Below are 14,739 nucleotides of genomic sequence, written 5' to 3' on the forward strand. Positions count from 1 at the left end.
GGCACACCTCCGACGATCAGGGACCGGGGACGCTTCAGCTCAGCCAGTTCCACTCGAGACACCGCAGCCGACGGCCACCGCCGGGTGTCCTGGTGCGCCATGAAGGGTTGACGCAATGACGCCGAACGCCGCTTCCGCCTCCTCCGGGCCCAGCCGGAGAAGCTTCCTCGCCTCCACGGCGGTCGCCACCGCAGCGGTGGCAGGAGGGATGCCGTTGCTCGCCGCCTGCGGTGGTTCGGAGAGCGGCTCGCGCGACGGCACCACCTCGGGCAAGGACGCCAAGAAGATCCTGCCGGCCTTTGTCGCCAGCAATGTGGTGTCGCCCGACATCCCGTCCAAGAACGGCTCCGCCGTCGGCTTCTTCAGCAAGCTCGACCCGGCGGGACTGAAGACCTCGGTACCGAAGAAGCTCGGCAAGGGCGGCAAGGTCACCGTGATGTCGCCGTTCTGGGGTTCGCCGCCGAAGGGCGGCAACCCCTACTACACGGCGATGAACGCCCTCACCGGCGTCGACGTCGTCTGGCAGAACCAGGACGGCAACACCTACGACCAGAAGCTCGGCGCCGTGCTCGCCTCCAGCGACGTGCCCGATGTCGTGGTCGTGCCCGGCTGGAACATGGGCGGCAAGATACCCAGCGCCATCCTCAGCAAGTTCGCCGACCTGGGCCCGTACCTCTCCGGGGACGCGGTCAAGGAGTACCCGAACCTCGCGGCGATCCCGACCGACGCCTGGCAGCGCTCCCTCTTCGGCGGCAAGCTGCGCGGCCTGCCGATGGCGGCGTCGTACGTGACGAACATCGTGCCCTTCTACCGCAAGGACCTCTTCGACGAGGCGGGCTACACGGTCCCGAAGACCACCGACGAGTTCGTGGCGCTGGCCAAGGAGATCACCAACGCCAAGGCGAAGGTGTGGGCCTGCGGTGACATGAAGTGGACCGCGTTCAACAGCTTCGGCGTGCCGTCCGGCGGGGAGAAGCCGCTCGGCTGGATCGTCCAGGACGGCAAGCTGGTCAACCGCATCGAGCTGGACGCCTACCTCGAGGCGCTGGAGTGGTCCCGCAAGCTGTTCGACGCCGGATACGTGCACCCCGACTTCAAGCTGGGCAAGAGCCAGGCCGTCGACCCGAGCACCAAGTTCGCGGCCGGCGAGTTCCTCATCTACAACAACGACATCTCCAGCTGGTGGGGACAGCAGGCCTCGCAGGCCGCCCAGAACCCCGACTTCCAGATCTGGGGCATGGACATCTTCGGCAACGGCGGCGCCGACCCGGTCATCTACGCCACCCAGCCGGCCAACATCTTCGCCTTCGTCAACAAGAAGGCCTCCGAAGCGGTCATCCGAGACGTGCTGGCCGTCGCCAACGTCACCGCCGCCCCGTACGGCACCAAGGAGTACATGCTCACCAACTACGGGGTGGAGGGGACCCACTACACGGTCAAGGACGGGGTGCCCACCAAGAACGACAAGGGCAACCAGGAGGTCGCCAACGCCTTCGTGATGATCGCGAGCCCGGCGCCGACCATCGCCCACCCCGACCTCCCGGACGTCACCAAGGGCGCGGTCGAGTGGCAGCAGCGGATGGGCGCCTTCACCAAGAAGTCGGCCTTCTACGGCATGCAGATCACCGAGCCCACCCGCTGGACCAACCTGTCCAACAACTTCGAGCAGTTGGAGGACGACATCGTCCGCGGTCGCAAGAAGATCAGCGACATGCAGGCGGCCGTCTCGGACTGGAAGAAGAAGGGCGGCGACCAGCTCCGCGACTGGTACCAGAAGCTGCTCGACGACAACGGCACGGCGGCGAGCTGACCGGCAGCGAGGCGAGGAGAACGGCCGTGTCCCACAGCACGGTGCCTCGGAGCAGGCCCGAGGCCGAGAAGACGGACAAGACCCCGGCGGAGTCCGGCGGAACCACCGGTTCCGGGGGGATACGGCCCTCGGGCAAGCTGAGCCTGCGGACCAGGTTCCGGCGCGACCGCGTCCTGCTGCTGATGACGCTGCCCGCGGTCGCCCTGGTCCTGCTCTTCAACTACCTGCCGATCCTCGGCAACGTGGTCGCCTTCCAGGACTACGACCCCTACATCAGCGACAACGGGGTCGTCTCCATCCTGCACAGCCCCTGGGTGGGCCTGGAGAACTTCCAGCGGCTCTTCGAGGACTCGGCGTTCTGGGAGGCGGTCCAGAACACCCTGGTGCTGTTCTTCCTCCAGCTCGTGCTGTACTTCCCGATCCCGATCGGGCTCGCGCTGCTCATCAACAGCGTGGTCAGGCCCCGGGTGCGGGCGGTGTCGCAGGCGATCCTCTACCTGCCGCACTTCTTCTCCTGGGTGCTGGTCATCGCCGTGTTCCAGCAGCTCTTCGGCGGCGCGGGGATCCTCTCGCAGCTGCTGCGGCAGCACGGGTACGACGGCATCGACATCATGACCGACCCGGAGACCTTCAAGTTCCTCATCACCGCGCAGAGCGTCTGGAAGGACGCCGGCTGGGGCATCATCGTCTTCCTCGCCGCGCTCGCCTCGGTGAACCCGGACCTGTACGAGGCCGCCGCGATGGACGGCGCCAACCGGTGGCGCCGCATGTGGCACGTCACCCTCCCCGCCCTGCGGCCGGTCATCGCCCTGCTGCTGGTGCTCCGCGTCGGCGACGCCCTCACCGTCGGGTTCGAACAGATCCTGTTGCAACGCGACGCGGTGGGACCGGGGGCCTCGGAGGTCCTCGACACCTTCGTGTGGTGGAACGGCGTCCGCAACCAGGACTTCGGCTACGCGGCCGCCGCCGGTCTGATCAAGGGCGTGATCAGCCTCGGTCTCGTGCTCATCGCGAACAAGGTGGCCCATCTCATGGGCGAGCAGGGGGTGTACAAGAAGTGAGCACCGTGACCGACCGGCCTGTGGCCGACAAGACCCCGCGCCCACCGGGCCGTTGGGCCGCCCCGCCGCGGCCCGCGTGGGAGGAGGAGCCCAGCAGGGCCGGCCTCGCCGGCAAGGGCATCGCCCTCGGGTTCGCCTGCCTCGCGATCGTCTTCCCGCTGTGGATCGTCCTCGTCACCAGTCTCTCCTCACGGAAGACCATCGATCAGGCCGGCGGCCTGGTGATGATCCCGAAGGAGATCAACTTCATCGCCTACCGGGAACTCCTCAGCGGCGGCCAGGTCACCCGGGCCGCGGTCATCAGCGTCCTGATCACCGTCGTCGGCACGGCGTTCTCCATGACGGTGTCCGTGCTGTGCGCCTACGGCCTGTCCCGCTCGGGGTCGCTCGCCCACCGCTGGATCCTGATGACCCTGCTGGCGACGATGTTCTTCAGCGCGGGACTGATCCCGACCTACCTGCTGGTGCAGTCCCTCGGCCTGACCGACACCTACCTCGCGCTGATCCTCCCGAGCGCGATCAGTGTCTTCAACATCCTGGTCCTGCGCGGCTTCTTCATGGGGATCTCGCAGGAACTCATCGACAGCGCGCGGATCGACGGGGCGGGGGACTTCCGCATCCTCTGGCAGATCGTGATGCCGCTGTCGCGTGCGGTGCTGGCGGTGATCACGCTGTTCTACGCCGTCGGGTACTGGAGCGCCTGGTTCAACGCCTCGCTGTACCTCAACGACCAGGACATGATGCCGCTCCAGAACGTCATGATCCAGCTGGTGCAGAAGCAGGAGGCGCCGGTCGGGATGGGGCAGGCCATCAAGACGGGCCAACTGTCGGCGCTGGCCGTACAGATGGCGGTCATGGTGATGGCTCTGCTGCCGGTGGCCGTGCTGTCCCCGTTCGTCCAGAAACACTTCAAGAAGGGGATGCTGACGGGGGCGGTGAAGGGGTAACGGCCCTGGCAGCGCGGGGACTGCCGGTGGTTCGTCGGCCGCGGGCCGACCGTGGCCGGTCGCGTGGTTCCCCGCGCCCCTTGGGTACGTCTACTCACCCCCGCCCCGAGCTGCGGGCATGCGTGCCGCCCGGGGCGGCACGGGTGGGCGCGGGCGGGACCCCCGCAGCGCCGGGCCGCGCGACCCACCCCCCCCCGGCACCAGCCCACCCGCACCACGCACCCCGGCCCCCTCCCCAAGCCCCCTGCGAGGTCACCCATGTCCACGTCCCCCCTCTCCCGCCGTACCGTCCTCGCCGGGACGGCAGCCGCCGCGGCCCTCACCGCCACTCCCGCCCTCCAGGGCCGCACCCACGCCGCGGAGCGAGCGCAGCTCCCCGCCAACACCTACCGCTGGCGCACCGCCGTCATCGGAGGCACCGGCTTCGTGACGGGCGTCCTGTTCCACCCCACGGTCAGAGGCCTCGCCTACGCCCGCACGGACATCGGCGGCGCGTACAGGTGGGACGACCGCACCGCCCGCTGGACCCCCCTCACCGACCACCTCGGCTGGGACGACTGGAACCTCCTCGGCGTGGAGGCCATCGCCGTCGACCCGGCGCATCCCGACCGCGTCTACCTGGCCCTCGGCACCTATTCCCAGTCCTGGGCGGGCAACGGCGCGATCCTGCGCTCCGAGGACCGCGGCGCCACCTGGACCCGTACCGACCTGACCGTGAAGCTCGGCGCCAACGAGGACGGCCGCGGCACGGGCGAGCGCCTCCTCGTGGACCCGCGCGACAGCGACACCCTCTGGCTGGGGACCCGGCACGACGGACTGCTCAGGTCCACGGACCGCGGCGCCACCTGGAAGCCGGCGGACGCCTTCCCGGCCGCACCGAACCCGACCGGCCAGGGCGTCACCCTGCTCGTCGCGGCCGGCCGCACGCTCTACGCCGGCTGGGGCGACGCCGACGGCACGACGGCGACGGCCAACCTGTTCCGGACGGCCGACGGCACCACCTGGGAGCCCGTCCCCGGACAGCCCGCCGGCACCGCCGCGAAGGTCCCGGTCCGCGCCGCGTACGACCGGCACACGCGTGAGCTGTACCTGACGTACGCCAACGCCCCCGGCCCCAACGGCCAGTCCGACGGCAGTGTGCACAAGCTGGCGACGGCCACCGGCAGGTGGACCGAGGTGACGCCGGTGAAGCCCGGCGGCACGACCGAGGACGGCTCCGCCGACAGCTTCGGCTACGGCGGCGCCGCCGTGGACGCCCGCCGTCCCGGCACCGTCGTGGTCTCCACCAACAACCGCTGGGCGGCGGTCGACACCCTGTACCGCACCACCGACGGCGGCCGCACCTGGACCTCCCTCAAGGACTCCGCGGTGCTCGACGTCTCCGAGACGCCCTACCTCAAGTGGGGCGAGGCCCTGCCCAAGTTCGGCTGGTGGATCCAGGCGGTGGCCGTCGACCCGTACGACTCCAGGCACGTCGTGTACGGCACCGGCGCCACCCTGTACGGCACCCGCGACCTCAAGCGCTGGGCCCCGCAGATCCGCGGCCTGGAGGAGACCGCCGTACGCCAGCTGATCTCGCCGCCGACGGGCGAGGCACACCTGCTCAGCGGGCTCGGCGACATCGGCGTGATGTACCACGAGCGGCTCACCGCCTCGCCGTCGCGCGGCATGGCCACCAACCCCGTCTTCGGCTCCGCGACCGGACTCGCGCAGGCCGCGCTCGAGCCGTCGTACGTGGTCCGGGCGGGCTGGGGCGACCACGGCAACGGCGCCTTCTCGCGGGACGGCGGCCGGACCTGGGCGCCCTTCCCGGCGCAGCCCGCCATCGCCAAGGACGCGCCGGGGCCGATCGCCGCCAACGCCGACGGCAGCGTGCTGCTGTGGTCCTTCGTGCACTGGGACGGCACCCGGTACCCGGCGCACCGCTCGGCGGACAACGGCGCCACGTGGACCGAGGTCCCCTCCTTCCCCAAGGGCGCCACACCGGTCGCCGACCCGGCCGACCCGGCGGTCTTCTACGCCTACGACACCGACGCGGGCACGTTGCTGGCCAGCACCGACGGCGGCCGAACCTTCGCCGCGCGGGCGACCGGACTGCCCTCCGGGGACACCCAGTTCAAGGTGGTCGCGGCGCCGGGGCGCTCCGGCGACCTGTGGCTGAGCGCCAAGTGGAACGGCCTGTACCGGTCCACCGACGGTGGCGCCGGATTCGCGAAGGTCGACAGCTGCTGGGCGTCGTACACCCTCGGCTTCGGCAAGGCCGCCGACGGGGCCGACTACCCCGCGATCTACCAGGTGGGCTCCACCGAGACGATCACCGCCGTCTACCGCTCCGACGACGGCGCGAGGACCTGGCTGCGGATCAACGACGACCGGCACCAGTGGGGCTGGACCGGCGAGGTCATCACCGGCGACCCGCGGATCCACGGCCGCGTCTACCTCGCCACCAACGGGCGCGGCATCCAGTACGGGGAGCCCGTCTGATGCCCGGCCTGAGCACGGCGACGAACGGCCGCATCCTCTACGGCGGCGACTACAACCCCGAGCAGTGGCCCGAGGAGACCTGGCCCGAGGACATCCGGCTGATGAAGGACGCCGGGGTCAACTCCGTCACCCTCGGCGTCTTCTCCTGGGCGAAGCTGGAACCGGGCCCAGGGGCAAGGGAGTTCGGCTGGCTGGACCGGCTCATGGACCTGATGCACGAGCACGGCATCGGGGTCGTCCTGGCCACCCCCACCTCCTCGCCGCCGCCCTGGATGGGCCACCTCCATCCGGACACCCTGCCCGTCGACCAGGACGGGCGCACCGAGTGGTGGGGCGGCCGCCAGCACTTCTCGCACTCCAGCACCACCTACCGCCGCTACGCCGCCGCCATCACCGAGGACCTCGCCGCCCGCTACGGCGGCCACCCGGCCCTCACGATGTGGCACATCAACAACGAGTACTGCACCTACGACTGGAGCGACGAGGCCGCCGCCCGCTTCCGCCACTGGCTCCAGGCCCGCTACGGCACCCTCGACGCCCTCAACGAGGCCTGGGGCACCGCCTTCTGGGGCCAGGGCTACGGCGACTGGGCCGAGATCCACACGCCCCGCCACGCCCACTACCTGAAGAACCCCAGCCAGGTGCTGGACTTCAAACGGTTCACCTCCGACATGCTCCTGGAGTGCTACACCGCCGAGCGGGACATCGTCCGCCGGGCCACCCCGCACACCCCGGTGACCAGTAACTTCATGCCGCTGTGGGCCGGCCAGGACGCTTGGCGCTGGGCCGCGGAGGAGGACGTCGTCTCCGTCGACCTCTACCCCGACCCGCGCGACCCGATCGGCGCCCAGCACGGCGCCCTCGTCCAGGACATGACCCGCTCGCAGGCCCGCGGCCCCTGGATGCTGATGGAGCAGGCGGCCGGCCCGGTCAACTGGCGCGGCGTGAACCACCCCAAGCCGCGCGGCCTCAACCGCCTCTGGTCCCTCCAGGCCGTGGCCCGCGGCGCCGACGCCGTCTGCTACTTCCAGTGGCGCCAGTCCCGCCAGGGCGCGGAGAAGTTCCACTCGGGCATGGTCAGCCACGCGGGGGAGGAGGGCCGTACCTACCAGGAGGTCAAGCAGCTCGGCGCCGACCTGGCCAGGATCTCCGGGCGGGTGACGGACCGGCACACCGTCAACGACATCGCGATCCTGCACGACTGGAACGCCTGGTGGGCGAGTTCCCAGGAGGGCCGCCTCTCCGCGCACGTCGACCACCCGGCCGTCCTGCACGCCTGGCACCGCGCCCTGTGGGAGGCCCACCTCACCACCGACTTCGCCCACCCCGAACACGACCTCGGCGGATACAAGCTGGTCGTCGTCCCGCAGCTCTACCTCCTCACCGACGCCGCGATCGACAACCTCCTCGCCTACGTCCGCGGCGGCGGCACCCTCGTCAGCGGCTTCCTGACCGGCGTCGCCGACGAGGACGACCGGGTCCGCCCCGGCGGCATGGACGCCCGGCTGCGCGAACTGTTCGGCATCCGCACCCTGCACGAGTGGTGGCCGCTGGACCCGGGGGAGGAGGCCGAGTGCGACGGCTTCCGCGGCACCCTGTGGTCGGAGGAGATCGAGAAGACCGAGGACGCCGTGGCGGAGGTCTCGTACAAGGGCGGAGAGCTGGACGGCCTGCCCGCCGTGCTCCGCAAGGACCGGGCCTGGTACGTCTCCACGCTCCCCGACCCCGACTCCCTGCGCGAGCTGCTCGCCCGGATCTCGGCCGGCGCGGGAGCCGCCCCGGCGCTCGACGGGCTGCCCGGCCAGGTCGAGGCCGTCCGCCGCGGTGACCTGCTGTTCCTGCTCAACCACGGGCGCGAGTCCGTGACCGTCGAGGTGCCGGGCACCCACCGGGACCTCCTGACGGACGCCGAGGTGAGCCACGTGATCACCCTCGGCCGCCACGGCGTCGCGGTGCTGACGTCATGACCGCCGGCCCCGTCCACGGCACCTGGGAGCCGAGCCCGGCCGCCCGCTGGGAGGACGGCTTCCTCAGCGGCAACGGCCATCACGGCGCCCTCGTGTTCGGCAATCCGAACGACGACCGTGTCATCGTCACCCACCACACCCTCGTCCGCCCCAACGGAGCCGAACACGCCGAGCCCCCACGGCTCGCCGCCGAACTCCCCGCCCTCCAGGACCGGTTGCTCGCCGGAGACCTCGCCGCCGCCGAGGACTTCACCGACGGACGGCCCCTGCAATGGGTGCAGCCCTTCCACCCCGCCTTCCAGATCCGGCTGCGGCGACCGGACGCCGACGCCCGCGACTACCGCCGTGGCGTCGATTTCACCACCGGCGAGGTCACCGCCGCCACCGCCGACTGGACCAGCCGCGTCCTCGTCTCCCGCGCCGACGACGTGATCGTCCAGCACATCACCGGCCCCGGCCTCGGCCTCGACATCACCCTGGACCACCGGCTCCCCAACGCGCCCGCCGGCCTGGGCGTCGGCCACGGCGCGCTGCTCACCGCGGAAGGCGCCGTCCTCAGCATCCGCGCCCGCTACCCGGACAGCGACCGCGCGTACACCGGCGTCACCCTCGTCGCGGTGACCGGCGGCCGGCTCTCCCTAGCCGCCCCCGGCGCCCGCGTCGAGGACGCCGACTCCGTCCTGCTCCTCACCCGCGTCCGCCGCCACACCGGCGACCTCGACGTCGCCGCGGAGACCCGCGCCCTGCGCGCCGTCCTCGCCGGACGGTCGTACGACGAACTCCGCGACCGCCACACGGCACTCCACCGCACCGCCTACGAACGGGTCGGCCTCGACCTCGCCGCCGACCCCGGCGAACGCGCCCTGCCCGGCTCGGAACTCCTCAAGCGTCCGGACAGTACCGCGCTGCTGGAGCGGCTCTTCGCGGCCGGCCGCTACCACCTGCTCAGCGCGAGCGGCCTCTTCCCGCCCCGCCTCACCGGCCTGTGGACCGGCGACTGGGACACGGCCTGGGCCGGGGCGTTCACCACCGACGCCAACCTCAACCTCCAGACGGCGTCGGCGGCGGCAGCCGCCCTCCCCGAGGTCACGGCGGCCCTCGCCGCCCTGATCCACGGGCAGGCGGACGACTGGCGCGAGAACGCCCACGCGATCTTCGGCGCCCGAGGAATCGTCGCCCCGCCGCACACTGACGGTGAGTCGGGACTGACGTACCACTTCCGCCGCGAATACCCCCTCCACCTGTGGACCGCCGGCGCCGACTGGCTCCTCAAGCCGCTCGTCGACCACGACGAGACCCACGGCGAACAGGACCCGCGCACCGCCGCCGCGCTCGCCGAAGTCGCCCTGTTCTACGAGGACTTCCTCACCCGCACCGACGCCGACGGGCACCTCGTCGTCGTGCCGTCCTACTCGCCGGAGAACCGGCCCGCCAACGCGAGCTGGGGAGCGGTCAACGCGGCCATGGACCTCTCCGCCGCCCGGCACGCGCTCCTCACCGCCGCCGAGTACCACCCCGACCACGCGGCCCGCTGGCGGGCCCTCGCCGACCGTCTCCCGCCGCACCGGACCAACGCCGACGGCGCGCTCGCCGAATGGGCCTGGCCCGGACTCGACGACACCTACGACCACCGCCACCTCAGCCACCTCTACGCCGTCTGGCCCCTCGACGAGATCAACCCCTACGACACGCCCCGCCTCGCAGCCGCCGCCCACCGCGCCCTCGAACTGCGCGGCGCCGAGAACGACTCCGCGCACGGCCACCTCCACCACGCGCTGATCGCGGCCCGGCTGCGCGACGGCCGACGCGTCACCGAGGCCCTCGCCCAGGTGCTGAAGGGCGACTTCTTCCACGCCTCCCTGATGAGCGCCCACTACCCCCACCGCGACGTCTACAACGCGGACGCCGCCCACACCCTGCCCGCCGTGCTGATCGAGGCACTCGTCCAGTCGACCCCCGACCGGCTGGTCCTGCTGCCCGCCCTTGGCCCAGCCCTCCCGGCGGGTGAACTCCGGGGCGTGCGCACCCGGTTCGGCGCCGACCTCGACCTGGCCTGGGGCCCCGACGGGGCCCGCGCCGTCCTCAGACCGCACCGCACGCACCGCATCGAAGTCCGGACTTCCTCCGGCACGGAGCCCCTCGACCTCGTCGCCGGAGAAGACCACGTCCTCACCCTGGGGACGTGGTAACTCCCCGCAGTTCCCCCGCATTTCCCCCCACCCATGGAAGGGACACCATGGCAACTCGCACGCTCGGCAGGGTCACCAAGGCCCTGCTCGCCCCCGCTCTGGCGCTCGGCGCCACCATCGGCCTCGCCGCCGCCCCCGCCCAGGCAGCCGTCTGGAACTCCTGCGACCAGTGGGGCAACACCAGCCTCAACGGCTACACCCTCTACAACAACATCTGGGGCTCCGGCGCCGGCAGCCAGTGCTTCTGGGCCAACTCCGGCACCAACTGGGGCGCCTGGGCCAACCACCCCAACACCGGCGGCATCAAGTCCTACCCGAACTCCAAGAAGGTGATCAACAAGACGATCACCTCGCTGGGCTCCCTCAGCAGCAGTTACAACGTCACCGTCCCGTCGTCCGGCGCCTACAACTCCTCGTACGACATCTGGGACACCGACTACGACTACGAGATCATGCTCTGGGTCAACAAGACCGGAGCCGTCGGGCCCCTCGGCACCTCGCAGGGCAACGTGACGCTGGGCGGTCACACCTGGACCGTCTACAAGGGCGACAACGGCGCCAACGAGGTGTTCTCCTTCATCCGCACCTCCAACTCGTCCTCCGGCACCGTCCAGATCCTCCCCATCCTCAAGTGGATCAAGGACACCAAGGGCTGGATGGGCAACGAGACCATCGGCGACGTCCAGTTCGGCTTCGAGATCACCTCGTCCTCGGGCGGCCTGGACTTCCGGACCAACAACTTGACCGTCAGCAGCAGTTGACCGGGCGGGGTGGGGCTTCGCGACCCCATGCGCAACCCCACCCCCCTCCGCGTCACCCTGATCGCCGCCGCGCCGCCTGCCACACCGGGCGCCGCGGCGGCGGCACCCACGGCACCCGCCTCCTCGGTGCCGCACCCCGTCGCGGCCCTCTCCGCCCCCTGACCTCGGCCTGCCGCTGACACAGGGAAACGCGGCCGGTCCCTCCCCTGGAAGGACCGGCCGCGCCCGTGCGCCCGCCGTGGCTACTCGGCCACGGGCAGCCGCGCCCCGTCCCGCAGGAACAGCGGGATCCGGTCCAGCGGAGCGTCGACCGTCACGGCCGCACCGCCCTCGTACGTCTCACCCGTCCACGCGTCCGTCCAGCGCGCGCCCGCCGGAAGGTAGGCCGTACGGGCCGTCGCGCCCGCCGTGAGGACCGGGGCGACCAGCAGATCCCGTCCGAAGAGGTAGGAGTCGTCGACGGACCAGGCCGCCTGGTCGTCGGGGAACTCCAGGAACAGCGGCCGCATCACCGGCAGCCCCTCCTCGTGCGCCTCCCGCATGACCTGGAGCACGTACGGCTTCAGTCGCTCGCGCAGCCGCAGGTACTTCTCCAGGACCGCCCCGGCCTCCTCTCCGTACGACCACACCTCGTTGGGGCCGCCGGTCATCTCGGGACCCAGCGGCGTGCCCGGGTCGCGGAAGCCGTGCAGGCGCATCAGCGGGGACAGCGCGCCGAACTGGAACCAGCGGACCATCACCTCGCGGTACTCCGGGTCGTCCGGGTCGCCGCCGTGGAAGCCGCCTATGTCGGTGTTCCACCACGGGATGCCCGACAGGGCGGTGTTGAGGCCGGCCGCGATCTGGCGGCGCAGGGTGGCGAAGTCGGTGCCGATGTCACCGGACCACAGGGCGGCGCCGTAGCGCTGACTGCCCGCCCACGCCGACCGGTTGAGGGTGATGATCTCGTCGTCGCCGCTGCCGGACGCGCGCAGGCCCTCGTAGAAGGTGCGGGCGTTCTCGGCCGGGTACATGTTGCCGACCTCCAGGCCCGGACCCGCCCAGTAGCGCAGGTTCTCCGGGAAGCCCGGCTTCAGCTCCGGCTCGCAGGCGTCCAGCCAGAACGCCGTGATGCCGTACGGGGCGAGGTAGTTGTCACGGACCCTGGACCACACGAACTCGCGGGCCTCGGGGTTGGTGGCGTCGTAGAAGGCGACCTGGACCGTGGAGGCGACCTCCTTGTCCGGCCAGTCGGCGTGCGCCATCGGACCGTACTGGGTGCCGATGAAGTAGCCGCGCTGCTCCATGAGCTGGTGGTTCTCCGACAGCGGGGACACCGACGGCCAGACGCTCACCACCAGCTTCACGCCCAGCTCGTCCAGTTCGCGGACCATCGCGGCCGGGTCGGGCCACTCCGACAGGTCGAACTTCCAGTCGCCCAGGTGCGTCCAGTGGAAGAAGTCGCACACGATGACGTCCAGGGGCAGCCCACGCCGCTTGTACTCCCGTGCCACCGCGAGGAGTTCGTCCTGGGTGCGGTAGCGCAGCTTGCACTGCCAGAAGCCCGCCGCCCACTCCGGCAGCATCGGCGTACGGCCCGTCACCGCGCTGTAGCGGCGCTGGGCGTCGGCCGGGGCGCCCGCGGTGACCCAGTAGTCGATCTGCCGGGCCGAGTCGGCCACCCAGCGGGTGCCGTTGTGCGCCAGCTCCACCCGCCCGATCGCCGGGTTGTTCCACAGCAGGGTGTAGCCCCGGCTGGAGGTGAGCACCGGGATGCCGACCTCGGCGTTGCGCTGGACCAGGTCCAGGACGAGGCCCTTCTGGTCGAGCCGCCCGTGCTGGTGCTGGCCCAGGCCGTACAGCTTCTCGTCGTCGTAGGCGGCGAACCGCTGCTCCAGGCGGTGGTGGCCGTTGCCGACGGCCGTGTAGAGACGCGAGCCGGGCCACCAGAAGTGGGCGCGCTCCTCGGCCAGCAGCTCCCGGTCGTCGGAGGTGTCCAGGAACCGGATCATGCCCTCCGCGTCCACCTCGACGGTCAGCGCGCCGACCGTCAGCCGCCCCCGCCCGTCCTCGATCTTGACCGTGGACGAGGCCGGCGGCGCCTCCGCCAGCAGCGCGCCGGGCAGACCGTCGAGGACGGGACCGCCGAGCCGCGCACGGACCCGCACCCCGTCCGGCCCCCACGGCTCGACACGGACGGTCTCCTGACGGCCGGTCCATTCCAGTGCGCCGTCCCGCTCACGGAAGGTACCGACGGTGGGAGACGACTGCGCCAGGCTGACCTGAGACTGGGTTTCGGCAGGTGAATTCACGTGGCGTGCTCCTGTGCTCCTGGAGGAGTGAGACATGGGGGTGCCACGGGCGGGCACCGGCGGGTTCGGGGTGTGCGGGAGGCGGGCTGGAGGCGTGCGGGGAGTGCGGTGGGTCAGGAAGCGGCCGGCGCGGGGCCCGAACTGGCGCGGACCGTCAGTTCCGGGGCGAGCAGCACCACGTCGTCGTCACCCCGGCGATCGAGCTTGGCGACCAGGTACTCCACGGCCCGCCGCCCCATCTCCTGCGCGGGGATGGCGACCGATGTCAGCCGCACCGACGCCTGCACGGCGACCTGGTCGGGACAGATGGCGACCACGGACACGTCCTCGGGGACGGCCCGGCCCTGCTGCCGCAGCAGCGCGAGCAGCGGCTCGACCGCCGACTCGTTCTGCACGACGAACCCGGTGGTGCCGGGCCGCTCGTCGAGGACCCGGGCCAGGGTCACCGCCATCGCGTCGTACCCGTTCTCGCACGGGCGGTGCAGCACCCGCAGCCCCAGTTCCTTCGCACGGGACCGGAGTCCTTCGAGGGTGCGCTCGGCGAAACCGGTGTGCCGCTCGTACACCGCGGGCGCCTCGCCGATGACAGCGATGTCGCGGTGGCCGAGCGTCGCCAGGTGCTCCACGCACAGCGCGCCGGTCGCGCTCCAGTCGAGGTCCACACAGGTCAGGCCCGTGGTGTCGGCGGGCAGCCCGATGAGGACCGACGGCTGGTCGGTGCCGCGCAGCAGCGGCAGCCGCTCGTCGTCGAGCTGGACGTCCATCAGGATCATCGCGTCGGCGAGCCCGCTGCCGGCGACCCGGCGCACGGCGTCGGGGCCCTCCTCGCCGGTGAGCAGCAGGACGTCGTAACCGTGTGTGCGGGCGGTGGTGGCGACCGCGATGGCGATCTCCATCATCACCGGCACGTACATGTCGGTGCGCAGCGGGATCATCAGCGCGATGACGTTCGACCGGCTGCTGGCCAGGGCCCGCGCGCCCGCGTTCGGGTGGTAGCCGAGCTGGCGGATGCTCTGCTCCACCCGCTCCCGGGTGGTCGCGGAGATGGACCGCTTGCCGCTGAGGACATAGCTCACCGTGCTCGCCGAGACTCCGGCGTGCTGGGCGACCTCGGCGAGGGTGACCATCCAGCTCTCCAAGATGTGTGAAGCGCTTCGACAGTGCGCAGGGGGAACAAGGGCGGGTGAGGGTGCTTTGACAGTAGCTCTAGCCGGAGTGGGTGTCCATAG

Annotated in this window: 10 protein-coding genes; 8 read left to right on the top strand and 2 right to left on the bottom strand. The window is 71.3% G+C overall.

Annotated elements, in window-relative coordinates; all coding sequences use genetic code 11:
• The first annotated feature begins 115 nt into the window (after positions 1-115).
• From ACFWJX_RS07690 to ACFWJX_RS07725, 8 genes are all read left to right on the top strand, one after another.
• On the top strand, positions 116-1,810 hold the full coding sequence (locus tag ACFWJX_RS07690) for an extracellular solute-binding protein (protein WP_383238299.1): 1,695 nt from the start codon (positions 116-118) through the stop codon (positions 1,808-1,810).
• Positions 1,811-1,836: 26 nt separating this feature from the next.
• A complete protein-coding gene (locus ACFWJX_RS07695) occupies positions 1,837-2,871 on the top strand; it encodes an ABC transporter permease (RefSeq protein ID WP_383238301.1) in 1,035 nt (344 codons plus the stop codon).
• Positions 2,868-3,818, top strand: coding sequence for a carbohydrate ABC transporter permease (locus tag ACFWJX_RS07700; RefSeq protein ID WP_383238304.1), 951 nt, complete (start codon positions 2,868-2,870; stop codon positions 3,816-3,818). The genes ACFWJX_RS07695 and ACFWJX_RS07700 overlap by 4 nt, the downstream gene beginning before the upstream one ends.
• Positions 3,819-4,076: 258 nt before the next feature.
• Positions 4,077-6,302 carry a WD40/YVTN/BNR-like repeat-containing protein gene (locus tag ACFWJX_RS07705; RefSeq protein WP_383238307.1) on the top strand — a complete coding sequence of 742 codons (2,226 nt, stop codon included), beginning with the start codon at positions 4,077-4,079 and terminating at the stop codon, positions 6,300-6,302.
• A complete protein-coding gene (locus ACFWJX_RS07710) occupies positions 6,302-8,269 on the top strand; it encodes a beta-galactosidase (RefSeq protein WP_383238310.1) in 1,968 nt (655 codons plus the stop codon). The genes ACFWJX_RS07705 and ACFWJX_RS07710 overlap by 1 nt, the downstream gene beginning before the upstream one ends.
• Complete coding sequence (locus ACFWJX_RS07715; RefSeq protein WP_383238313.1) at positions 8,266-10,458, top strand: glycoside hydrolase N-terminal domain-containing protein; 2,193 nt, start codon at positions 8,266-8,268, stop codon at positions 10,456-10,458. Before ACFWJX_RS07710 ends, ACFWJX_RS07715 begins: the two co-directional genes overlap by 4 nt.
• 47 nt (positions 10,459-10,505) lie before the next feature.
• The gene (locus ACFWJX_RS07720; RefSeq protein ID WP_383238316.1) at positions 10,506-11,219 is read left to right on the top strand and encodes a hypothetical protein; all 714 of its coding nucleotides are present in this window, start codon (positions 10,506-10,508) and stop codon (positions 11,217-11,219) included.
• Positions 11,220-11,246: 27 nt separating this feature from the next.
• The gene (locus tag ACFWJX_RS07725; protein ID WP_383238319.1) at positions 11,247-11,381 is read left to right on the top strand and encodes a hypothetical protein; all 135 of its coding nucleotides are present in this window, start codon (positions 11,247-11,249) and stop codon (positions 11,379-11,381) included.
• An 80-nt stretch (positions 11,382-11,461) separates the two neighbouring features.
• On the opposite strand, the gene ACFWJX_RS07730 is transcribed toward ACFWJX_RS07725, so the two are convergent.
• On the bottom strand, positions 11,462-13,510 hold the full coding sequence (locus ACFWJX_RS07730; protein WP_383238322.1) for a TIM-barrel domain-containing protein: 2,049 nt from the start codon (positions 13,508-13,510) through the stop codon (positions 11,462-11,464).
• Positions 13,511-13,623: 113 nt separating this feature from the next.
• Positions 13,624-14,637, bottom strand: a complete 1,014-nt coding sequence (locus tag ACFWJX_RS07735) for a LacI family DNA-binding transcriptional regulator (RefSeq protein ID WP_383238325.1) — start codon at positions 14,635-14,637, stop codon at positions 13,624-13,626.
• Positions 14,638-14,739 lie beyond the last annotated feature (102 nt).

It is taken from the genome of Streptomyces sp. NPDC058335 (assembly GCF_042723915.1).
GTDB lineage: Bacteria > Actinomycetota > Actinomycetes > Streptomycetales > Streptomycetaceae > Streptomyces.